This window comes from Methylosinus sporium (assembly GCF_003113265.1).
In the GTDB taxonomy this organism is placed as follows: domain Bacteria; phylum Pseudomonadota; class Alphaproteobacteria; order Rhizobiales; family Beijerinckiaceae; genus Methylosinus; species Methylosinus sporium.
In genome coordinates this window covers 139,494-162,388 of record NZ_PUIV01000006.1, presented here as the reverse complement: position 1 = coordinate 162,388, position 22,895 = coordinate 139,494, and the positions used below count along the sequence as shown (strand labels likewise).

Annotated in this window: 20 protein-coding genes and 1 riboswitch; of the genes, 8 read left to right on the top strand and 12 right to left on the bottom strand. The window is 64.1% G+C overall.

All coding sequences use genetic code 11. The annotated features are described in order from the left end of the window. Positions 1-72: 72 nt before the first annotated feature. From C5689_RS06970 to C5689_RS06960, 3 genes are read right to left on the bottom strand one after another with little or no spacing between them, the layout of a single operon-like run. Positions 73-618, bottom strand: a complete 546-nt coding sequence (locus C5689_RS06970; RefSeq protein WP_108916537.1) for a hypothetical protein — start codon at positions 616-618, stop codon at positions 73-75. Positions 619-667: 49 nt separating this feature from the next. Then, the gene (locus C5689_RS06965; RefSeq protein ID WP_108916536.1) at positions 668-1,231 is read right to left on the bottom strand and encodes a DUF7676 family protein; all 564 of its coding nucleotides are present in this window, start codon (positions 1,229-1,231) and stop codon (positions 668-670) included. A 24-nt stretch (positions 1,232-1,255) separates the two neighbouring features. Continuing rightward, positions 1,256-3,280 carry a TonB-dependent receptor plug domain-containing protein gene (locus C5689_RS06960; RefSeq protein WP_108916535.1) on the bottom strand — a complete coding sequence of 675 codons (2,025 nt, stop codon included), beginning with the start codon at positions 3,278-3,280 and terminating at the stop codon, positions 1,256-1,258. 111 nt (positions 3,281-3,391) lie between these two features. Next, positions 3,392-3,594: riboswitch (cobalamin riboswitch) on the bottom strand. 135 nt (positions 3,595-3,729) lie between these two features. Between C5689_RS06960 and C5689_RS06955 the strand changes: the two genes are divergently transcribed. Further along, complete coding sequence (locus tag C5689_RS06955; RefSeq protein ID WP_024879797.1) at positions 3,730-4,161, top strand: cupin domain-containing protein; 432 nt, start codon at positions 3,730-3,732, stop codon at positions 4,159-4,161. A 5-nt stretch (positions 4,162-4,166) separates the two neighbouring features. Here the strand turns inward: C5689_RS06955 and C5689_RS06950 are convergent, their stop codons facing one another. After that, complete coding sequence (locus tag C5689_RS06950) at positions 4,167-5,618, bottom strand: NAD-dependent succinate-semialdehyde dehydrogenase (RefSeq protein ID WP_108916534.1); 1,452 nt, start codon at positions 5,616-5,618, stop codon at positions 4,167-4,169. Positions 5,619-5,928: 310 nt separating this feature from the next. On the opposite strand from C5689_RS06950, the gene C5689_RS06945 reads away from it, so the two are divergent. The 5 genes from C5689_RS06945 to C5689_RS06925 all read left to right on the top strand — a co-directional run bounded on the left by C5689_RS06945 (position 5,929) and on the right by C5689_RS06925 (position 12,633). Then, a complete protein-coding gene (locus C5689_RS06945) occupies positions 5,929-7,818 on the top strand; it encodes an extracellular solute-binding protein (protein WP_207783457.1) in 1,890 nt (629 codons plus the stop codon). 6 nt (positions 7,819-7,824) lie between these two features. Beyond that, positions 7,825-8,934, top strand: coding sequence for a microcin C ABC transporter permease YejB (locus C5689_RS06940; protein WP_108916533.1), 1,110 nt, complete (start codon positions 7,825-7,827; stop codon positions 8,932-8,934). A 33-nt stretch (positions 8,935-8,967) separates the two neighbouring features. Further along, positions 8,968-10,110, top strand: a complete 1,143-nt coding sequence (locus C5689_RS06935) for an ABC transporter permease (RefSeq protein WP_425293394.1) — start codon at positions 8,968-8,970, stop codon at positions 10,108-10,110. A gap of 8 nt (positions 10,111-10,118) precedes the next feature. Beyond that, positions 10,119-11,747 (top strand): ABC transporter ATP-binding protein, encoded by a 1,629-nt coding sequence (locus C5689_RS06930; RefSeq protein ID WP_174800267.1) that lies wholly within the window; start codon positions 10,119-10,121, stop codon positions 11,745-11,747. Positions 11,748-11,850: 103 nt separating this feature from the next. Then, positions 11,851-12,633 (top strand): phosphorylase family protein, encoded by a 783-nt coding sequence (locus C5689_RS06925; protein WP_108916530.1) that lies wholly within the window; start codon positions 11,851-11,853, stop codon positions 12,631-12,633. 19 nt (positions 12,634-12,652) lie between these two features. Here the strand turns inward: C5689_RS06925 and C5689_RS06920 are convergent, their stop codons facing one another. The 3 genes from C5689_RS06920 to C5689_RS06910 are packed head-to-tail and all read right to left on the bottom strand — an operon-like array spanning position 12,653 to position 15,363. Beyond that, the gene (locus C5689_RS06920) at positions 12,653-13,105 is read right to left on the bottom strand and encodes a MaoC family dehydratase (protein ID WP_108916529.1); all 453 of its coding nucleotides are present in this window, start codon (positions 13,103-13,105) and stop codon (positions 12,653-12,655) included. Between the two features lie 18 nt (positions 13,106-13,123). Then, positions 13,124-13,972 (bottom strand): C40 family peptidase, encoded by an 849-nt coding sequence (locus tag C5689_RS06915; RefSeq protein ID WP_108916528.1) that lies wholly within the window; start codon positions 13,970-13,972, stop codon positions 13,124-13,126. Next, on the bottom strand, positions 13,969-15,363 hold the full coding sequence (locus tag C5689_RS06910) for a leucyl aminopeptidase family protein (RefSeq protein ID WP_108916527.1): 1,395 nt from the start codon (positions 15,361-15,363) through the stop codon (positions 13,969-13,971). Before C5689_RS06910 ends, C5689_RS06915 begins: the two co-directional genes overlap by 4 nt. An 86-nt stretch (positions 15,364-15,449) precedes the next feature. On the opposite strand from C5689_RS06910, the gene C5689_RS06905 reads away from it, so the two are divergent. Then, entirely contained in the window at positions 15,450-16,517 is a 1,068-nt protein-coding gene (locus C5689_RS06905) for an FUSC family protein (RefSeq protein WP_108916526.1), read from the top strand. 66 nt (positions 16,518-16,583) lie between these two features. Then, positions 16,584-17,480 carry a tetratricopeptide repeat protein gene (locus C5689_RS06900; protein ID WP_108916525.1) on the top strand — a complete coding sequence of 299 codons (897 nt, stop codon included), beginning with the start codon at positions 16,584-16,586 and terminating at the stop codon, positions 17,478-17,480. On the opposite strand, the gene C5689_RS06895 is transcribed toward C5689_RS06900, so the two are convergent. The 5 genes from C5689_RS06895 to C5689_RS06875 are packed head-to-tail and all read right to left on the bottom strand — an operon-like array spanning position 17,452 to position 22,881. Next, complete coding sequence (locus C5689_RS06895) at positions 17,452-18,423, bottom strand: type II secretion system F family protein (RefSeq protein WP_108916524.1); 972 nt, start codon at positions 18,421-18,423, stop codon at positions 17,452-17,454. The two genes, C5689_RS06900 and C5689_RS06895, sit on opposite strands and share 29 nt — an antisense overlap. Positions 18,424-18,452: 29 nt before the next feature. Then, positions 18,453-19,424, bottom strand: coding sequence for a type II secretion system F family protein (locus tag C5689_RS06890; RefSeq protein WP_108916523.1), 972 nt, complete (start codon positions 19,422-19,424; stop codon positions 18,453-18,455). A gap of 15 nt (positions 19,425-19,439) precedes the next feature. Next, a complete protein-coding gene (locus C5689_RS06885) occupies positions 19,440-20,873 on the bottom strand; it encodes a TadA family conjugal transfer-associated ATPase (RefSeq protein WP_108916522.1) in 1,434 nt (477 codons plus the stop codon). Between the two features lie 32 nt (positions 20,874-20,905). Beyond that, on the bottom strand, positions 20,906-22,156 hold the full coding sequence (locus C5689_RS06880; RefSeq protein ID WP_108916521.1) for a CpaE/TadZ family protein: 1,251 nt from the start codon (positions 22,154-22,156) through the stop codon (positions 20,906-20,908). Then, a complete protein-coding gene (locus C5689_RS06875) occupies positions 22,156-22,881 on the bottom strand; it encodes a CpaD family pilus assembly protein (RefSeq protein ID WP_108916520.1) in 726 nt (241 codons plus the stop codon). Before C5689_RS06875 ends, C5689_RS06880 begins: the two co-directional genes overlap by 1 nt. Positions 22,882-22,895 lie beyond the last annotated feature (14 nt).

The window sequence follows — 22,895 nt, the reverse complement described above, 5'->3', positions numbered from 1 at the left end:
TGACGCGGACCCTACGACTGACGCTCGCGCGTCATTCTCCCCATGGAGAGAATGACGCGCCAATCACATGTTTCAAACGCGCAGCGACGCGACCTGCCGCCACCCCGCGCCAATGGCCATGCAGACGAGGCCAAAGGCCCAGAGGCCGAAGAAGGCGCAGACGTTGATGGCGAAGATACGCGCGACGCTGGCGAGCGCATAATGCGAGACATCGCCGCCGATGGCGCGAGTGATGGCGAAGAGCGCCCCCTCATAGACGAGAAAGCTCGCTGCGAGCGCGGCGAAAGGCGCGCCGGCGCCGATAGACATGCGCGCGGCGAAACGCGCCGTCTCGCAGCAGACGAGCGCGATGATTCCGAGCGCGCCGCCCCAGGTGAGCGTCTCGAAATCCAATGGATAATGCTGCATGGTGAAGCCGACGAGCTGATTGGCGAGCCAGACCGCCGCCGTCAGCGCCAGCGCATTGCGCCGCGTGCTCGTCAGCGCCGCAATGGCGGCGAAGCCCGCGAGCGGCGCCGCACAAGCGAAAGCCCGCGAGAAGAAGGCGCCGACGACAATGAGCGCGCCGCTCCAGAGTAGATTGCACTCTTCGATGATGGGAAGTGAAAGCCTTGTCATGCGATGCTCCTTATTTATGAGCGGGCCGGACGCCCTGCTCTGCCGAAGATCAATGCGCTGCCCGATCGAGCGGATCGGGCTCGACGAGCCCGAGCCAGCGCGCCCGCAGCGCATCCCACAATGTGAGCCGCGACCAATCGGGCTCACGCAGGATTTTCTCCGTCTCTGGATGCAGAAACGGATTGGGCAAGAGCACGGCGAGTTGCTGCTCATCCGCGCCATTGAACAATTGCAGGCTCCAGGACATTGGAACGCATGTCCCCGAGAAGCGCCGATGCAGCTCCGCGCGCGCCGTGCGCCTGTGCTGCGCGAGAACGGGCGGCGTCGGCCGGCTGCGCGGTCCTTTCGTCTCGCCGATGCAGACGTGAAAATGCGTCTGCCCGAAAGCGATGGTGAGATAGCCATCGAGGAGACCTATGCGCGTCGGCGCATGATCGACATGTATCTCGAAGGCCGCGCCTTGAATGATCGGCCCGAACACGATCTCGCGCCAATGATTTTCGAAGAGATCGCGCAAGAGCGCTTCGAGGCTCTGCGCGTCGGTCGGCAGAGCGAAGACATCGACCGGCGTTCCATCCGGCTCCAGGCGCCGTTGCGGCGTCGCATTCGTCATTGGTTCATTCTCCCTGAAACCTCGTCACCAGCTGAATTTCACGCCGCCATAGAGGGAGCGGCCCGCCGTTCCATAATTGAAGACTTCCTCATAGCGCGCATCATTGACGTTCTCGATCCGCGCGAACACCGACATGCGCTCGTCGATCTTGTAATCGGCGAAGAGATCGAGCTTTGCGTAAGGCGCGAGCGTCACACGCTGCGAGAAAATATAGTCGTAATCGGGGTTCGGCCCGACGAAGGTAAGGCGCGCCTCGAGCTCCAGCCCTGCGATTCCCGTGTAGATGAGGGAGCCCGTCGCCTTGTCGCGCGGCCGCCGGAACAGACTGCGATGCGTCGTCAGATTTTCCGCGGCGAGATGCGTGTAGCTCGCGCGCAAACGCCATTCGCCGGGAACGACAATCGCCTCGCCGGAAAATTCGACGCCTTTCGTGCGCGCGCGGCCGACATTGTAATAGCAACCGAAGGCCTGTGTCGCAGCGCAGCTCGACGCGCGGCCGAATTCGATGAGATCACGAAAGCGGTTTTCGAACAGCGACAGCGATGCGTAGAGACGCTCGCCGAACAAGGATTGATCGACGCCGATATCGTATCCGACGCTCGTCTCCGGCGCGAGAGCCGGATCGCCATATTGGCTGAAGCGCTGATAGAGCGAGGCGACGCGCGCGCCCGTGCCGGCGCTCCCGCGCAATTTGGTTCCTGTCTCCTCGAGACGATAAGCGGCGGTGGCGCGCCATGTCGCGAATGTGCGGTTCTGATCGACAGCGTCGATACGTCCGCCATAGGAGAGATCGACGCGCTCGAACATTGTGAGCTTATGCTGCGCGAAGCCCGAATGCGTCGTCTGCACGGCGTCGATCGGCGTGAATGTGGTCGGCGGAACCGGGTCCTGCGATGTGCGGACGGACTCCGTCTCATTGCGCGCGCCGAAGGTCAGAAGGCCGAGGGCGCCGAGCGAAAGATCGCCTTGATATTCGAAGCCGCGCCGCGCGCCGCGATAGCCACGCCGGCAATTGTAGGAATTATAGCTGGCGTCATAGCAGGAGCGCGCCTGCCACACGTCTCTGCTCGTCGCATTGGCAAAGAGGGTGAAGCGATTGTGCAATGCGCGGTCGAACATGTCGGCGTCGACGCGCGCATACCCTTGCGCGAATGTCGCGTGCTGATGGTTCTGCGGATCGTAGACGTCGATCGCCGAGAAGGAATAGGGATTGTCGAAGCGGATGGCGCTGTCATAGCCGAAGAATGCGGCTTCGACCGCGATATCCTCGTTCACGCGATAGCCGAGGCGCGCGCTGGCGCCGCCTTTTTTGGTCGGGTCATTGGGCGGCAGAGGCGGCAGAAGCGTCTTGCCGTCGCCGATCGTCAGCGGCCGCGTGATGCGATAGCCATAGCGCGGATGACCGTCGATCGTCAGCGCATCGATCGCGAATGCGTACCACAAGCGATCCTCGCTTCCCGAGACGCGCGCGCGCAAATGTCCGGTTCCATAGGAGCCGCCTTCCAGGGAGAGAGACGCGCGCGGCCGCCCCTCGCCTTTGCGCGTGACGATGTGAATGACGCCGCCCATCGCGTCGGAGCCATAGAGCGCCGATTGCGGGCCGCGCAGCACCTCTATGCGTTCTATGTCCGTAGCGACGAGGCCGCCGAGATCGACGGAGCCGTCGGTGGAGGACGGATCGCCGATGCGCACGCCATCGACGAGGACGAGCGTCTGGCCTGGCGTCGCGCCACGCAGAAAGACGGAGGTCTGGGCGCCGGGACCGCCGGTCTCGTAGAGATCGAGGCCCGGTGCGCCGCGCAGCGCCTCGGTGAGGCCGCTCGCGCCGCGCTTCTCGATCTGCGCGGAAGGGATCACGGTGACAGCGGAGGAGGATTTGTCGACGCGCTCTTCGACGCGATCGGCGGAGACGATGGTCGCCGCGCCGATTTCGACCGTGGGCAGCGCCTCTTGCCCAGCGGCGGAAGCGGGCAGGAGAAGCGAGACGAAAACGAGCGCAATATGAGAAACGGCGCCCGCGAGGGCGGCCCGATGGGACAGGGAAGACATTGCTGAGCGACTCGCAGCAGACGTGGGCCGTCACTGCGAAAGGTCGCGGCCCTCTCGCGCTATGCGAAAAGGGTCTCGGCCGCCTCGGTGCACCCCGCCCGACGCTATCGCGCGTGACCACGACTGATGGCAGGTCTCCTGGCTCGCGGGTCAGCGCCTTCGGATCGCCTTCCCGGAGCGCATGGCTCCAGTGGCTCGTTTGATCCTCGGCTCACCGCTCACAGTTGCGGGGGCAGCCGCGGCTTCGCCCCGTCGCCGGCGCTCACCGCATTCCCTTTTGATCCCTCGAGAGGGAACCATCCCTTTCAATAGAGCCGCGCCGCGCCGCCGTGTCAAGCGCCCGCGCGCATGTTCGGAACGAAGCCGCGCGCGGCGCGTTTGGACGACGGTGGGCATCGCCCTCGGGTCTCGCCCCACGGAAAATTCGATTAGAATTTCGGAGAAAACAGATGAGCGCCATTCACCTCGTCGCCACCAATGACCTCCCGCGCGCCAAAGTCGGCGGCGTGGACGATCCGAGCGTGCGCTGGGCGGGCGCCTTCGCCTCCTGCGGCGAGCATGGAGCGACGCAGTCCTCGACCATCGTCTATGAGATCGAGCCCGGCGGACGGCTCGGCTGGCACACCGACGCCACTGAGGAGACGCAATATATCCTCGGCGGCTCCGGCGAATTGCGCGCCGAGGGCGGCGTCACCCATCATGTGCGGCCGGGCGACGTCTTCGTCATTCCGACGCCGCTGCGGCATGATCTCGTCAACACGGGCGAGGAAACGCTACGCGCCGTCGCCTTCTTCGCGGCGCCGATGTTCACGCAGCGTTTCGACAATGTGATGATCGCGCCCGACGTGCATGTGCTGGGCACGCCGAACCGCGCAGGCTGAGCGCCTCACATATTGCCGAGACAGACATATTTGATCTCGAGATAGCTCTCTATGCCGTATTTGGAGCCCTCGCGTCCCATGCCCGACTGCTTCACGCCGCCGAATGGCGCCGCCTCGCTCGACATCAGCGATTCGTTGACGCCGACCATGCCGAATTCGAGCGACTCTGCGACGCGGAACACGCGCGCTATGTCGCGGCTGTAGAAATAAGCGGCGAGGCCGTAATGCGTCGAATTGGCGAGGCGGATCGCCTCCGCTTCATCCTCGAAGGGGGTGACGGCGGCGACAGGGCCGAAAATCTCCTCCTGGAATATTTGCATGTCCTGCCTCGCGTCGACGAGCACGGTCGGCGCATAGAAATTGCCGCCGAGCTCATGGCGTCCGCCGCCGGTCAGCACTTTCGCGCCGCGCGCGCGGGCGTCGGCGACAAGACGCTCGACTTTCTCGACAGCCGCCTCCTCGATCAGCGGACCAATGACGACGCCGGGCTCGACGCCGCGCCCGACCTTCAGCCTGGAGGCCGCCTCGGCGAGCTTGGCGGCGAAGGTCTCGGCGACATCCCTATGCACGAGGAAGCGATTGGCGCAGACGCAGGTCTGGCCGCTGTTGCGATATTTGGTCGCCAGCGCGCCCTTCACCGCGAGATCGACATCGGCGTCGGCGAAGACGATGAAAGGCGCGTTGCCGCCCAGCTCCATCGAGCATTTCTGCACATTCTCCGCCGCCTGGCGCAGAAGAATCTTCCCCACTTCGGTCGAGCCGGTGAAGCTGATCTTGCGCACGGTCGGGTTGGAGGTGAGTTCGGCGCCGACGCTGGCGGGGTCGTTGGTCGTCACCACATTGAGCACGCCGTCCGGCACGCCGGCGCGCTGCGCGATCTCGGCGAGCGCTATGGCCGAAAGCGGCGTCAGCTCGGCCGGCTTCACCACCATCGTGCAGCCGGCGGCGAGCGCCGCGCCGGCCTTGCGCGCGATCATGGCGGAAGGGAAGTTCCAGGGCGTGATCGCGGCGGTGACGCCGATCGCCTGCTTGAACACGAGAATGCGCTTCTCGCGCGCCTGCTGCGGAATTACGTCGCCATAGACGCGGCGACCCTCCTCCGCGAACCAGTCGAAATAGGCCGCGGCATAGGCGATCTCGCCGCGCGCCTCGGCGATCGGCTTGCCCTGCTCTGCGGTGATGATCTGCGCGAGGCGCTCCTGATCGGCGAGCAGCAGATCATGCAGGCGTCGCAATATTTGCGCCCGCTCCTTGGCGAGCTTGCCGCGCCAGCCGGGCAAAGCGCGCTCGGCGGCCTCGATCGCGCGGCGCGTCTCGGCCGCGCCCAGGTCCGGGACCTCGGCCAATACCGCGCCCGTAGCCGGATCGCGAACGGCGAAGGTCGCGCCATTGTCAGCGGCGACGAAGGCGCCGTCGATGAAGGCCTGATGGCGGAACGGGCGGGGCTCTCTGGTCATCTCGGCTGCGCTCCCGACGCGATACGAAAGGGGCCATCGAATACGGCGCCTTGGCCAGCGGACACAACATTTAGCTTCCGCAAATCGCTCGGGGAGAGGCCCGCCCGCGGTTCCGCTGCCCGAAAAGCGGCGCTTTCCGGGCCTATCCGGCGCTCTCCCGCGGAAGGCGGAACCGCTGCCCCGGCTCGCGCGTCATATGGGAGGCGACCGCAATCTCATATGGCTTCATCCTGAAAATCCGACATAATCGCGGGATTCGCGTAAGCTGCCGCGCTCGCGCCAGTCATGACGCCCCGAAAGCGAGATCACCTTGGCTGAAACACGCAATTTTCTTCCCGTGACGCGCCGCCGGGCGCTCGCCGCCATCTCGAGCCTCGCGGGGCTGGCCCTGCCGGGATGGGCTATGCGCCCCGCCCTCGCCGAAGCAGCCCCGGGCGAGACCGAGAGCCATGGGCTCTCCATTTTCGGCGAGCTCGCCGAGCCCGCCGATTTTCCGCATTTCGCCTATGTGAACCCCAATGCGCCCAAGGGCGGAACGCTGGTGATGGAGCCGCCGCCGCCCGAGACGAGCAGCTACGATTCGCTCAACCCCTATATTTTGCGCGGCAATCCGGCTGCGGGCATCGGACTCGTCTACGATACATTGATGGCAGGCAGCCTCGACGAGCGCGACGCGCTCTACGGCCTCGTCGCCAAGCAGGTCCGCATTTCCGCCGATAAGCTCACCTACACTTTTATGCTACGCAGAGAAGCGCGCTTTCATGACGGCTCGCCGCTCACTGCCCATGACGTCGCCTTCTCTCTCGATATTTTGAAGAATGAGGGCCATCCGTCGATCTCGCAATCGCTGCGCGACCTCGTGAGCGCGACGGCGATCGCAGACGACATTCTCGTCGTGAAGCTCGCGCCGAGTCGCACGCGCGACCTGCCGATCGTGGTCGCCAGTCAGCCGATTTTCTCCAAAGCATTTTATACGAAACACAAGTTCAACGAGACGACGATGGAGCCGCCTCTCGGCTCTTCGGCCTATAAGGTCGGGCCCTTCAACCCGGGCCGTTTCATATCCTTCGAGCGCGTGCCGGACTATTGGGCGAAAGACTTGCCGGTCAATGTCGGCCAAGCCAATTTCGACGTGATCCGCTTCGACTATTACGCTGATCGCAACGTCGCCTTCGAGGCGTTCAAAGCCGGCTCCTTCACCGCGCACGAGGAGTTCACTTCCGCGATTTGGGCGACAGGCTACGACTTCCCCGCCTTTCGCGAGGGGCGCGTCAAGCGCGAGGAAATCCCCGACTACAACAATTCCAACTCTCAAGGCTGGTTTTTGAACATTCGCCGGCCGGTTTTTTCCGATCCGCGCGTGCGCAAGGCGCTCGGCTACGCTTTCGACTTCGAGTGGACCAATCACAACCTTATGTATGATTCCTACAAGCGGACGAGCTCCTATTTCGAGAATTCGGACCTCGAGGCGGTAGGTCCGCCGACGCCCGCCGAGCTCGCGTTGCTGGAGCCGTTTCGCGATCAGTTGCCGAAAGAAGTCTTCGATGCGCCCTTCCAGCCGCCCGTGTCCGATGGATCTGGTCAAGACCGCAATCTGCTTCGCAAGGCCATCGATCTGCTGACCGAGGCCGGGTGCACGCGCAGGGACGGCGTGACGCGCCTGCCGAGCGGCAAACCGATCGAAGTCGAATTTCTCTATAATTCGAGCTTCTTCGAACGTCTCACTCAGCCCTTCGTCAAAAATCTGAAGCTTATCGGCGTCAATGCGCGCATCCGGATCGTCGACTCCGCGCAATACAAGGCGCGGCTCGACGATTTCGACTACGACATCATCATGGAGCGCCCGCGCATGGGCTATTCGCCGGGCGAGGAACTGCGCGTCATGTTCGGCTCCCGAGCGGCGGGAACCAAAGGCGAGCGCAATGTGATCGGCGTCGCCGATCCGGTCGTCGACGCCCTCATCGAAAAGGCGCTGCTCGCAAACTCGCGCGCCGAGCTCGTCGCAATCTGCCGCGCTCTCGATCGTGTGCTGATCGCGGGCTATTATTGGATTCCGCATTATTACAAGCCGACGCATTGGATCGCCCATTGGGATGTGTTCGGCCGCCCGGAGCGCTACCCACGCTTCGACCCGGGCATAGCCGCGACATGGTGGTGGGACGACGCCAAAGCGCGCAAGATCAACTACACGGGGCGTTGAACGAATATGGCCGCCTATATTCTGCGACGCCTTTTGCTGATGATCCCGACGATCCTCGGCATCATGCTCATCTCCTTCGCCATTGTGCAATTCGCGCCGGGCGGCCCTGTCGAGCGCGTCATCGCGCAGCTGCAGGGCTATGACATGGGCGCGACCTCGCGCTTTTCCGGCGGCGGCGGCGATGTCGGCCGCGGCGGCGCGGCGACGCCGGGCGCCGGCGCGGAAGGCGCCTCCAAATATCGCGGCGCGCAGGGGCTCGATCCCAAATTCATCGCCGAGCTGGAAAAGCAGTTCGGCTTCGACAAGCCGGCCTGGGAACGCTTCCTGCTGATGGTGAAGAATTACGCCGTCTTCGACTTCGGCCGCAGCTATTTCCGTGACGAGAGCGTGCTGAAGCTCATCGGCGAGAAGCTGCCCGTTTCAATGTCGCTCGGCTTATGGATGACGCTCATCTCCTATTCCGTCTCCATTCCGCTCGGCATCGCCAAGGCGGTGCGCGACGGCGAGCGCTTCGACGCCTGGACCTCCAATCTCGTCATCATCGGCTATGCGATACCGAGCTTTCTCTTCGCAATGCTGCTCATCGTGCTCTTCGCCGGCGGCTCCTTTTGGCAGATTTTCCCATTGCGCGGCCTCGTCTCGGAGAATTTCTCGGAGCTGTCGCTCATCGGCAAGGTGGGCGATTATCTGTGGCACATCTGCCTGCCCGTGCTCGCCATGACGCTCGGCGCCTTCGCGACGCAGACCTTTTTGACGAAGAACTCCTTCCTCGACGAGATCCGCAAGCAATATGTGCAGACGGCGCGGATGAAGGGCCTGACCGAAAACCGCGTGCTCTATGGCCATGTGTTCCGCAACGCCATGCTCATCGTCGTCTCCGGCTTTCCGGGCGCCTTCGTGCATGCCTTTCTCACTGGCTCCGTGCTGATCGAGACCATCTTCTCGCTCGACGGGCTCGGCTATCTCTCCTACGAATCCATCGTCAATCGCGATTATCCGGTGGTGTTCGCCAATCTCTATATTTTCGCGCTGCTGGGCCTCGTGGTGAATCTCCTCTCGGACCTCACCTACACATGGATCGATCCGCGCATCGATTTCGAGACGCGCGAGGTCTGACCGATGAACGAGACCAGCATCCCTGCCCCGACGATGAAACTCGCGCCGGAAATTCCGGGCGGCGGGCTGTTTCACCTGCGGCCGATCGACCGCCGCCGGCTGCAGAATTTCAAGGCCAATTCCAGAGGCTATTGGTCTTTCTTTGTCTTCATGGCGCTCTTTCTGCTGTCGCTGGCGTCCAACTTCCTCGCCAATGACAAGCCCGTGCTCGCCTATTACAAGGGCGAGCTGCTCTTCCCCATCTTCAAGGATTATCCGGAAGAGAAATTCGGCGGCTTTCTCGCGCGCACCGATTACCGCGACCCGACCATCGAGAAAGAGATCGAAGCGAACGGCTGGATGATCTGGCCGCCGATTCACTATTCCTACGACACGCATAATCTCGATCTGCCGACGCCCGCGCCCTCGCCACCGACATGGCTGCTCACCAAGTCGCAATGCGAGTCCGCCGCGGCCAAGAAGCTCGGACCGGAGAAAGCGCATCTCGGCTGCTCGGCGATCGAATGGAACTGGCTCGGCACGGATGACCAAGGCCGCGATGTCGTCGCGCGTCTGCTCTATGGTTTCCGACTATCGGTGCTGTTCGGCCTCATTCTGGCGAGCATCTCCTCCATCGTCGGCGTCGCCGCAGGCGCGGTGCAGGGCTTTTTCGGCGGGTGGATCGATCTCGTCTTCCAGCGCTTCATCGAAGTATGGTCGTCGCTGCCTCAGCTCTATCTGCTGATCATCGTCTCCTCCTTCCTCGCGCCGGGCTTTTTCGTGCTGCTCGGCATATTGCTGCTGTTCTCCTGGGTGTCGCTGGTGCATGTGGTGCGCGCGGAATTTCTGCGCGCGCGCAATTTCGAATATGTGAACGCCGCGCGCGCGCTCGGCCTCTCCAATTTCCGCATCATCACGCGCCATCTCCTGCCCAACGCCACGGTCGCGACCTTGACCTTTCTGCCCTTCGTTCTCAATTCCTCGATCACGACGCTGACCTCGCTGGACTTCTTAGGCTTCGGCCTGCCGCCGGGCTCGCCGTCGCTCGGCGAATTGCTGCTGCAAGGCAAATCCAACCTCCAGGCGCCCTGGCTCGGCCTCACCGGCTTCGTCATCATCGCGCTGATGCTCTCGCTTCTGGTGTTCATCGGCGAAGCGGTGCGCGACGCCTTCGACCCGCGAAAGACCTTCCGGTGAACGATCGCATGGGCTCTTCTCCCCTCCTCGACGTCCGCGATCTCTCCATCGCCTTCTCGCAAGGCGGCAAGGAGACGCTCGCGGTCGATAAAGTCTCCTTCTCGGTCGAACGTGGGCGCACGCTGGCGCTCGTCGGCGAATCCGGCTCCGGGAAATCCATCACCGCGCTCTCCATCGTGCGGCTGCTGCCGCCGGCGGCGATCCACACATCGGGACGCATCGACTTTTCCGGCGAGGATATTCTGAAGGCATCGGACGCCGAGCTGCGCGCCATTCGCGGCGCGAAGATCACAATGGTCTTCCAGGAGCCGATGACCTCGCTCAATCCGCTGCAGACGATCGAGCAGCAGATCGGCGAAATCCTCGAGCTGCATGGCGCGCGCGGCGCGGAAAAAATCCGCGCGCGCGTCGTGGAGCTGCTCGGCGAGGTCGGCATTCCGAATCCCTCCGAACGCCTCACCGCTTTTCCGCATCAATTGTCGGGCGGCCAGCGCCAGCGCGTGATGATCGCCATGGCGCTCGCCAATCGGCCGGACCTGCTCATCGCCGACGAGCCGACCACGGCGCTCGACGTGACCGTGCAGGCGCAGATTCTCGCTCTGCTGGAGCGCGTGCAGAAGACCTATGGCATGGCCATGCTCTTCATCACCCATGATCTCGGCCTGGTGCGGCGCTTCGCCGATGATGTCTGCGTGATGCAGCATGGCCGCATCGTCGAGAAGGGCGATGTCGAGAAAGTCTTCTCCGCGCCGGAGCATCCCTACACCAAGGCGCTGCTCGCGGCGGAGCCCAAGGGCGCGCCGCCGGTGGAGGACGAGAACGAGCCCGTTCTCGTCGCCGCCGATGATCTCAAGGTCTGGTTTCCGATCAAGCGCGGCTTCCTGCGCCGCACGGTCGGCCATATCAAGGCGGTGGACGGCGTCACTCTCGCCGTGCGCCGCGGCTCGACGGTCGGCGTCGTCGGCGAATCGGGCTCCGGCAAGACGACGCTCGGCCTCGCGCTTCTGCGCCTCATCCGCTCCGAGGGGCCGATCCTCTATCTCGGCGAACGCATAGACGCGAAGACCGTGAAAGAAATGCGCCCGTTGCGCCGCGACATGCAGATCGTCTTCCAGGACCCTTACGGCTCGCTGTCGCCGCGCATGTCGGTCGCGGAAATCGTCGCCGAGGGCCTCGGCGTGCAGATGCGCGGCCTCTCCTTCGAGGAGACGCGCGAGATCGTCGCCAAGGCGCTGGCCGAGACGGGGCTCGATCCCGCCATGATGGATCGCTATCCGCATGAATTCTCGGGCGGTCAGCGCCAGCGCATCGCCATCGCCCGCGCCATTGTGCTGAAGCCGAAATTCATCGTGCTCGACGAGCCGACCTCGGCGCTCGACATGTCCGTGCAAGCGCAGATCGTCGATCTGCTGCGCGAGCTGCAGGCCAAGCACAGCCTCGCCTATCTCTTCATCAGCCACGATCTCAAGGTGGTGAAGTCGCTGGCGGCGCATCTCATCGTCATGCGCCACGGCAAGGTGGTGGAGGAAGGCCCGGCGACGGAGGTCTTCGCCGCGCCCAAGAGTGATTATACGCGCGCACTCTTCGCCGCGGCCTTCCGCATAGAGGCCGAGCCGCACCCGGGCGACAAGGCCTGATCGCGGCGAGAGCCGCGCGGGCAAAAATCACGCGCGCCCTTGCGGCGAAGTCTTGGCTTCGTCACACTCGGCGGCGACGATTCGAATTCTTTCGAGGCTATTCATGAGCACGCGCGCAAGGGACGCCGCCGATATCATCGGCGCGCGCAATCCTCTGGGGCCGATCGAAACCGCGGTCGTGCTCGGACGCGAATTTCTCGCCGCCGCCGATATCGGCGAGCAGGCGGTCGCCATTCCCTATTCCGAGCTGCCGGGATTTCCCGAGATCGAGGGCGGCGAGCTTCTGATCGGCCTCGTCGAAGGCGCGCCCATGCTGTTCTTGAAGGGCCGTTCGGAGTTCTACGAGAGCGGCGATCCGAGCCTCATGTCTTCGCCGATCGAGACATTGATGCATTTGAACGTGCGCGCACTTCTCTCCACCGGCCTCGCGGTCTCGACCAATGCGGATTTCCAGCCCTCTTCTATTTTCAGCGTGACCGATCACATTAATTTCAGCGGCTTGAACCCTCTCATCGGCGCCGCAGGGCAGAATTTCGTGAATATGAACGGCGCCTATGACAAAAGGCTGCTGCGACGGCTCAAGCAGGCCAGCGCCGGCGCCGGGGTGACGCTGAACGAAGGCGTGCTCATGTGGTTCTCCGGCCCGAGCTACGAGACCCCGGCCGAAGTGAAAATGGCCCGTATGCTCGGCGCCGATGCGCTCGGCATGTCGATCGCGCCGGAGGCGATCCTGGCCAAGCGCTTCGCCCTGCCCTTCGCGGCCGCCGCCGTCATCACAGACTATGCGGCGGGCTTCGCCGGCGGCAATCCGGCCTATGATCCCAGTCGAACCTCCAGCCTCGTCGCCTTGCGTCGACTGCTGCGCGCCTTTCAGAAATTCAAATAGCGCCGAGGCTCGACGACCGTTACGTCGGATTCGACCGGCGGAAGGCCATCACATTGGCGTCCAGCAGTTGCACCGGCTCATTGCGCTGATTGGAGGTGACGACGCGAATGGCGACCATTCCGCGATCGTCATGGGATTTCGACGCTGTGATGCGCCGGATCGTCACCTCGACGCTCAAGAGATCGCCGGGCCGCACCGGCCGCAGCCATTCGATCTTGCCGCCGACGCCGATCAGCCCGCCGGAGAAAGTCGCGCATTGCGTCAGCAGCCGCATTGTGAGGGAAGCGGTGTGCCAGCCGCTCGCAACCATGGCGCCGAACAGACTGCTCGTCGCCGCCGCCTCGTCGAGATGAAAGGGCTGCGGGTCGAATTTGCTCGCGAAAGCTTTGATCTCTTCGATCGTCACCTCGATCGGCCCGGCGCGAAAGCGCTGATCGACGAAGAGGTCTTCGAGATAGAGCGGCTCGGGCATATCCCTCACTCCAATCCCTTATTCGATGAGGCGCCGTACGCTCGTCACCGCCGAGCCCGAAGCGAGAATCCGCTCGCGCGCCGGCGCGAAGGGCTCGCTCGCGACCTGAAGATGGAAGGCGTTGGCGTGCAGCAGGCGCTCCGCATCCTGCATTATGCCGACATGCCCTTTCCAAAAGACGAGATCGCCGCGCCGCAACGGCTCGCCCTCTGCGAGCGCGCGACCGAGCCCCTTCTCCTGCAAATCCGTGTCGCGCGGCGCCTCTATCCCGGCCATTGCGAGCGAGGTCTGCACCAGCCCCGAGCAATCGACGCCGAGCCAGCTCTTGCCGCCCCAAAGATAGGGAGTGCCGATGAGACTCTCCGCCATGGCGACGAAATCCGCGACGCGCGCCTCGCGCGGCGTCAGATGCGGGCGATAGAGGAAGCCGCCGCCGGCCTCGATCAAAAACTTGTCGCGCTCGCCGACGATCTCGACGTCCGCGCCGAGCGGCAGAGCCAGCAAGGGCGGGTCCTTGATCTCTGGCCGCGGAAAAACAAAGGTGCGGGGAACGCAGACGCGATGCGTCGGCGTCTCGATCCGGCTCCACAGAACATTGGCGGCGATCCAGCCGACATAGGAATCGCGCTCGAGCTGGACCCAGGACCATCCCTCCTCATCGTCATAGACGATGACCGTCTCGCCATAGAGCGCCTGCGTGTCGAGCCGCGCATCCGGCCGAGGCTCGCGCTTCAGATCGGCGACGCCTCCCTTCACCTGCATCCGCCGCCCGTCGACGAAGCGCGCCGCCTCGACCTTGCCCTCGAGATGACGCGCGGCGAGATCGGGCCGCGCCGGCGTCAGCCTTTTGTCGAAGCTCTCGCTCATGCCTTCACGCTCCAACGCGCGGCGCGCTCCTCGATCAATTCGGCGAGGAGGCGCGCCGTTTGAATCTCGCCGCCCTCCGGTCTGCCCGGCTTGGCGGAAGGATTCCAGGCGAAGAGATCGAAATGCGCCCATTTCTCCGGCTTGTTCACGAAACGGCGCAGGAACAGCGCCGCCGTGATAGAGCCCGCATGTGCGCTCGACGACACATTCACGATATTGGACGCTTTGCCTTCGAGCTGCGAATCATAGGGCTCCCACAAAGGAAGCCGCCAGACTGGATCGCCGAGCTTGCGGCCGTAAGTCTCGATCTCCAGCGCCAGAGAATCGTCTCCCGTATAGAAGGCGGGCAGTTCCGGGCCGAGAGCGACGCGCGCGGCGCCGGTGAGCGTCGCGAAATCGATCAGCAGATCGGGTTCCTCCTCGCACGCCAACGCCAGCGCGTCGGCGAGAACGAGACGCCCTTCGGCGTCCGTATTGCCGATTTCGACGGAAAGACCCTTGCGGCTCGGGTAAATGTCGCCCGGCCGCATGGCGTCGGCGGAAATGGCGTTCTCGACGATGGGCAGCAGCACCCGCAGGCGCAGGCGCGCGGAAGAACCCATCAGAATATCGGCCAGAGCCAGCGCCGTGGCGGCGCCGCCCATATCCTTCTTCATCAGCAGCATGGCGCTGCTCGGCTTGATGTCGAGGCCGCCGCTGTCGAAGCAGACGCCCTTGCCGACCAGCGTCACTTTCATCGCCTCTTCCGGCCCGAAGGACATATCGACGAGTCGCGGCGCCTGCGCCGCCGCGCGGCCGACCGCATGGACCAGCGGGAAATTCTCCGACAGCAGCGCATCGCCCACAATGACGCGCGCCTGCGCGCCATGTCGCGCGGCGAGCGCCAGCGCCGCCTCGGCAAGAGCCTCCGGCCCGAGATCATTCGCGGGCGTGTTGACGAGATCGCGCCCGAGAGAGAGAGCGGCCGCGACGCGCTCTATGCGCGCGCGATCGGCGTCTTGCGGCGCGCAGAGGCGCGGGAGCTCCTTTTTCGGCGTGACATAGCGCGAGAAGGAATAGCCGCCGAGCAGAAAGGCCAGCGCCGCCGCATAAGAATCCGAAACGCCTTCGCGCAGACGATAGAGGCCCGGCGGCAATAGAGTCGCGAGCTTGCCGGGAAGGAAAGGATCGCGATGACGCGCCCCCGCCGCCTCCACGCCGAACAGAACCACTGCCGGCGCGCCATCCGGCCCCGGCGCGAGCAGATGCGCGCCGACCTTGCCGTCGAAGCCGCAAGCGCGCGCGAAAGCGGCGAGGGCCGGCGGCAAGGTCTCGGCGACGACCGGCCAGCTCTCTTTGTCGACGAAGTCGATCGGCGTCGCTTGCGCCGTCCAATCCTCCAATCGGCTCATTTCAACCTCTTTTCTTGTTCATTCGCGTCTTTGTGGCTTGTTTACCATCAAGACGCCAAGGACACGAAGACGATATAGGAGCCCGTATGGAAATCGGCCCGCTCTCCCGCTATCGCGCCCAGCTCGCCCTCGGCGCGCGGATCACCATCGCCGCCGTGGCGACGCTCGGAATCGGCCATCTCCTCGGCACACCGATGATTTTATGGGCTGTGCTGACGGCGGTCATCCTCACGCAAATGAGCGTCGGCCGCTCGGTGAAGGCGACGATCGACTATTCCTTCGGCACGCTGGGCGGCGCGATCTACGCCGGGCTCGTCTCCAATTACGTGCCCGGCGCGCATGAGCTCGCGCTGCTCCTGCTGCTCGGCCTCGCCATCGCCCCGCTCGCCCTGCTCTCCGCGCTGACGCCGCGCTTCTCCGTGGCGCCGGCGACCGGCGTCATCGTCGTGCTCGCGCCGACCATCACGCATGTCACGGCCTTTCACTCGGCCTATGATCGCGTGCTCGAGGTGGCGCTCGGCGGCGCGGTGGCGCTGTTTGTGTCGCATCTCGTCTTTCCGGCGCGTGCGCGCATTCTCGCGCTCGAGGCCGGCGCCGACATGCTCGACCTCATGGCCAGGGCGCTGCCTGTGCTGTTTTCGGGCTTTGCGCGCCCGCAGGATCCAGAATCCATTCGCGATTTGCAGCGCGGCGTCGGCGACGCCTTCGCCCGCCTCGACAAAATGGAGCAGGAAGCGCGCCATGAGCGCATCGCCTTCCTCGACGCCGAACCCGATCTCGCGCCGCTGTTGCGCGCCTTGCTGCGAATGCGGCACGACCTCGTGATGATCGGCCGCGCCGCGGTCACTCCTCTGCCCGACGCGCTGCGTCTGCGGCTCGAGGCGCCGCTCGCCGCGATCACGGAAACGGCCGCCGCCCATCTTCACGATTGCGGCGCCGCGCTGACCGCGGCGGGAGCGCCCAACGTCAGCGCCTCGCTGGAAGCGGCGTTCGACGCTTATTCGGGAGAGATCGCCACACTGCGCGAAGAAGGTATTTTGCGCAGCCTGCCGGTCGAACGCGTCGAGCACGTCTTCGCGCTCGGCTTCGCGCTCGAGCAATGGCGCGGCGACCTCGAGGAGCTCGATCGCAGGATCGCCGAACGCGCTCGTTAAGGAAGCGGCAAGGTTAACGATTTATTGCTCGACCCAGACGGTTCAACCGCAAGAGAGGGTCGCCCGATGTTCTCGTCCAATTTCGTCGCGTCGCGCCGCCGCAGCGCGCCGAGCGCGCTCGCGATCTGCGCCCTGCTCGCGCTCTCCGGCTGCGCCCAGCCGTTCTCTGACGTCACCGGATCGATCGGCGCCGGATCGCTCGGCGCGACGCGACGCGCCGAGCTGCCGACCGACGAAGCCCAGCTACGCCGCTTCGCCGAGGAATGGGGCCATCGCTTCGACGCCGACCCGAAGAACAAATCCGTCGCTCTGACATATGCGCGCGCGCTTCACGCGCTCGACCGCAATGTCCAGGCCGTCGCCGTGCTGCAAGGGCTGGCCATTCGCTATCCCGACGATCTCGCCGTTCTCGGCGCCTATGGCAAATCGCTCGCCGACGCGGGGCGCCTGCGCGAAGCGGCCGATGTGCTCTCGCGCGCCCATACTCCCGAACGCCCGGACTGGTCGGTGCTCTCCGCGCAGGGCTCGATCGCCGATCAGCTCGGCCATCATGAAGAAGCGCGCGACTATTATCAGACGGCTCTGAAGATCAAGCCCGACGATCCGAAAGTGCTCTCTAATCTCGGCCTCTCTTACGCGCTCTCCAAGCAGCTGCCGCAGGCCGAGAGCACATTGCTGACGGCCGCCGCGCAGCCCGCCGCCGACATGCGCGTGCGCCAGAATCTCGCGCTCGTGCTCGCGCTGCAAGGCAAGTTCGACGAGGCCGAAAATTGGTCTCGCTATGATCTGTCGCCGATCGACGCTGCGGCCAATGTCGCCTCCATCCGCCAGATGATCGCGCAATCCAACAGCTGGCGCGAGATCCAGATCTACAGCGAGAAGACGAAGCGAAAGAGCGCCGAAACGCCTGCGCCGCGCGGAAAGCTCGGCGCACTCACCAGCTCTGCGACATCACCTGAATGATCGCCGGTGCCATAACGACGACCATCAGCACCGGCAGGAAGAAAATAATCATCGGGACAGTGAGCTTTGGCGGCAGAGCCGCCGCCTTGCGCTCGGCCTCGGCCATGCGCATGTCGCGACTCTCCTGCGCGGTGACGCGAAGCGCGCGACCGAGCGGCGTGCCATATTTCTCGGCCTGAATGAGCACGGTCGAAATCTGCTTCACGCTCTCGAGCCCGGTGCGCGCCGTCAAATTCTGAAACGCCTGCCGACGATCCGGCAGGTAGGAGAGCTCCGCCGTCGCCAGCGCGAACTCTTCCGCCAGCGCGGCCGAACGCACGCCGATCTCCTGTCCCACTTTGCGAAAAGCGTGATCGACCGACATGCCGGATTCGACGCAGATCAGCATAAGATCGAGCGCGTCGGGAAAAGCGATGCGCATGCTCTCCTGCCGCTTGGTGATCGTATTGCTGATGAACAGCTCCGGCGCCTTGACGCCGAGATAGGTCGCGAAGATCACAATTCCCGATTTCGTGAGCAAGGGCCAATCGGAATCGTCGAGCACGACGAGATAGAACACCGCAAAGAGCGCGAAAGCGATCGGCGCCACCAGGCGGAAGAACAGAAACGCCACCTCCGCCTGCGGCCCTCGATAGCCGGCCGAGGCGAGGCGCAGCTTGGCGTCGTCGGTGTTGAGCCATGTCGACAGCGAGAAGCGGTCGACGACATTCTTCATATATTGCTTGGGCTGCTGCCGCAGACCGCCGCCGTCGGCCTTGGCCGCCGCGCGCTCGCGCGCCCTGATGCGCTCGCGCTCATTGGCGACGCTCTTCATGCGCTTCGCCAATGTGTCGCCTTGCAGAAATGTCGCGCCGATCGACCAGATGGTGGCGATGACCGACATTGCGACGAGGACGCTGAAAACCAGCCGCCCATTGGTCGCGAATTCGACGATCTTCTCCATGAACCAGACCTTTCGTTCGACTCGACCGCTCAAATATCGAAGTCGATCATCTTTTGCATGATGAAGACGCCGATCGCCATCCAGAGCAGGCTCGCTCCGATGATGATATTGCCCACCGTCGTATTGAAAAGTACCCCGATATAGGCCGGATTGGTGAACCAGACGACGAGCCCGACGAGAAACGGCAGGCTGCCGATGATGCCGGCGGACGCCTTGGCCTCGGCCGACATGGCTTTCACCTTGGCCTTCATTTTCTTTCGCTCGCGCAGCACGCTGGCGAGATTGGTGAGCGCCTCGGAGAGATTGCCGCCCGCCTTCTGCTGAAGGCTGATCACGATCGAGAAGAACGACGCTTCCGCCACCGGAACGCGCTCTGCGAAGCGTTCCGTCGCCTCGGCGATCGACAGGCCGATCGTCTGCGACTCGACGATCTGACGAAACTCGCTGCGCACAGGCTCCGGCGCCTCGCCCGCGATCATGCGAAAGCAATCGGCGACCGGCAGGCCGGCTTTGACGCCACGAATGATGATGTCGACGGCGCCCGGAAACTCGGCGATGAATTTGGCGATGCGCCGCTTCGCCAGAAAGCCCAGCAGCCAATGCGGCGCGCCGACGCCGGCGACGACGCCCGCGCCCAGCGCGACGAGAAGATCGGAATTGAACACGAAAGCGACGAAAGCAATGACGAAGCCGAAGGCCGCGGAAGCGAGGAGAAAGATCGGAGGCGTCGTCGTGAGCCCCGCTTGCGCGATACGCTGCTCGAGCGTCACTTTCGCCTTTTTCTTGGTCTCGACATCTTTGAGACTATCCTGAATCACCTTGCGACGCTTGGCCGGATCGCCATTGCGCGCATCGCGGCGTCGATCGGCGGACGACATCAGCGCCGCCGTCCGCTTCTGCGCCAGGATCTCGCCGGAGAGATAGGGATAAACGAATGCGTACATCACTCCGCCGACGGAGAGCATGACGAGCGCTGCGGAAAAGAGCGACTGAGGATCCATAGTCTGGTCCCGCGATCAATTTTCGTCGTCGATGACTGAGGCGGCGTCGAGCGCCGCGGCGAGCCGGTTCTCCTCGCCATAGTAGCGCGCGCGCTCCCAGAAGCGCGGCCGGCCGACGCCGGTCGAACGATGGCGGCCGATGATGCGCCCATTGGCGTCCTCGCCGATGATCTCATAGACGAAGAGATCCTGCAGCGTGACGACATCCGCCTCCTGGCCGAGCACCTCGGTGATATGGGTGATGCGACGCGAGCCGTCACGCAGGCGCGCCGCCTGCACGATAATGTCGATCGACGACACGATCATATCGCGGATCGTCTTGGCCGGCAGCGAGAAGCCGCCCATGGTGATCATGGATTCGAGACGGCCGAGCGCCTCGCGCGGCGAGTTGGCGTGCAGCGTGCCCATCGAGCCGTCATGGCCAGTGTTCATCGCCTGCAGAAGGTCGAACGCCTCCGGTCCGCGAACCTCGCCGACGATGATGCGTTCGGGACGCATACGCAGGCAGTTCTTGACGAGATCGCGCATCGTCACGGACCCCTGCCCTTCCAGATTGGGAGGACGCGTCTCCAGGCGCACCACATGCGGTTGCTGCAACTGCAATTCAGCCGCGTCTTCGCAAGTGATCACGCGCTCGTCGGTGTCGATATAATTGGTGAGACAGTTGAGCAGCGTCGTCTTGCCGGAGCCCGTGCCGCCGGAAATCAGCACATTGCAGCGCACGCGGCCGATCACCTTCAACACTTCGCCGCCTTCGGGCGAGATGGAGGCGTAGCGGATGAGCTGATCGAGAGTGAGCTTGTCCTTGCGGAACTTACGAATGGTGAGCGCCGGGCCGTCGATCGCCAGAGGCGGCGCGATGACATTGACGCGCGAGCCGTCGAGCAGGCGCGCGTCACAGATCGGCGAGGATTCGTCGACGCGGCGGCCCACTTGGCTGACAATGCGCTGGCAGATATTCATCAGCTGCGCATTGTCGCGGAAGCGGATGTTAGTGAGCTGGATCTTGCCGCCCACCTCTATGTAGGTCTTGGCGGCGCCATTCACCATGACGTCGGCGATGTCGTCGCGCATGAGCAACGGCTCCAGCGGACCATAGCCGAGCACGTCGTTGCAAATATCCTCGAGCAGTTCCTCCTGCTCGGCGATCGACATGACGACATTCTTGATCGCGACGATCTCATTGACGATGTCTCTGATCTCGTCGCGTGCGCTTTCCGGCTCCAGCTTGGAGAGCTGCGCGAGATCGATCGCCTCGATGAGCGCGCCGAAGATCATGCTTTTGGTGACGTAATATTGCTCCGAGCGCTTTTGCTCGGCGGCAGGCGCCGCCACCGCCATCACCGGCTCCGCGACCGGCGCCGGAGCCTTGCTCACCGGCGCCGGCTGCTGCGCCGGCCGCGCGGCTCCTGTCTGCGCCGCTCCGACATTGGTCCGCTTTCCGAACATGCGATCTCCCCGTAACGCCTATGCGTCGCTCGTCAACCGGCGAGCTTTCGCGACAAACGATCGAGCAGCGGCGCGAGCAATCCGCTCTTGGACTTGCGGCTCACGGCGCGCCCCGTCAGTTCACGGCCGAGCGCGTCGAATTGCTCGATGAGCTTCGAGGAGGGCTCGACCTCGGCGATCATTTGTCCATTGTTCGACGCGGCTCCGAACAGCTTCGGGTCGAAGGGAATGATCGCCGACGGCTCCATCTCTATCGCTTTGGCGAAATCCGCCACCGCGATCTCCGGGCGCTTCGGAACGCCGACGAAATTCAAGACGAGCTTGGGCGGCGCATCGTTCTGACGCGCCGCGCGCAGCTGGTCGATGAGCGTCTTGGCGTTGCGCAGATTGGCGAGGTCGGGCGCCGCGACGATGGCCACCTCGTCGGCGCCGATCAACACGCGCTTCGTCCAGGAGGACCATTGATGCGGAACGTCGAGGACGGTGCAGGGCGCGGTCGCCCGCAGCGTGTCGATGATCGCGTCGAAGGCGGTCTCTGGCAGATCATAGAGGCGATCGACCGTCGCCGGCGCCGCGAGTAGGCTCAGCTGATCGCTGCACTTCGACAGCAGTCGGTCGATGAGATTGGCGTCGACGCGATCCGGCGCGAACACTGCTTCGGCGACGCCCTGTGGCGGGTCCTGATTGAAGTCGAGCCCCGCAGTGCCGAAAGGCAGATCGAGATCGGCGACGACGGTCTGCATCTGCAGCGCACGCGCGATCGACCAAGCGAGGTTATGCGCGATGCAAGAGGCGCCGACGCCGCCCTTGGCGCCGGCGATCGCGACGATGCGCCCGAGCGCCTCGGCGCTGTTGTTGTAGAGATCGGAAATACGGGAGATGAAACCGAGCACATCGATCGGCGCAACGATATAGTCGCTGACGCCTCGCGCTATCAGCGCGCGATAGAGCGAAATGTCGTTGACATGGCCGAGCACGACGACCTTTGTGCCGGAATCGCAGGATTCCGCCAGAGTCTCGAGCTGCGAAATGAGAGCATGACGCTCGCCGACGGCCTCGAGCACGATCAGATTGGGCGTCGGCGCCGATCGAAACGCCTCGATCGCCGCGACGACGCCGCCCATATGGACCTTGACATGCGCCTTGTCCATGCGGCGATCCAAGGCGGCCGAATTCATCACCGCCACGGCTTCCGGCGTCTCGCAGAACGCCTGCACGGAAATGCGCGGTAATGGAGCGATCTGCGCCGCGTCGCTTTCCGCTATTGCCGACTGCTCTTTCATCAACCGCCTCCAACCCCGCTGATATTCGATCCCTTGACGCTCCAATTGGTCGCGGGATCCGCACCTTTGCGCACATTGCCGATCGCACGCATTCGCGATTCGATATCGGCGGGCGTTTCGCCGCGCGGCGCCGCGAGATCGCGAGGATCGTCGATCTGCGCCGCGAATGTCGTCTGGCTCGCACAGCCGAAATTCCAATAGGTCGTATTGTCCCAGCCTTCGAGCGAGCTCGCCGAAGCGAGATCGGCCGGCCATTCGCCGCAGCGTCCGGCGACCTTCGCGCGAACGCCCTGGAATGACAGCCGCACCGGCGCGGCGAGATTGGGATCGCTGACCGGATAAGAGGCGACATAGACGGCGCCCGAGACGCCATTCTCGGCCAATATGCGTCTCACGGCGTCGACGCCGCTGCGCGCCGCGAACTGGTCCTTGGCGCCAGTCGGCGCGAGAAGCGTGATTTGGCCATGGCCGAAGCGACGATATCGCAAAACGAAGTCGCGAATGCGCCCCGTCGTCGCAAAGTCGAGACCCTGCGACGGAAAAACATCGATCGAGACGCTGGCGTCCGCGAGCGCCACGGGATGGCGGTCGCGATAATCTTGCGCGACGGCGCGCGGCGGCAACGTCCTGTTCACGCCGCAGCCGGCGAGCGGCGCCATCGCTGCGAGGCAGGCGAGCCTCACGGCGAAGACTTCGAGTTTCGCGCTGTTCAGTCGGATAGACATATTAGACCGCTCCT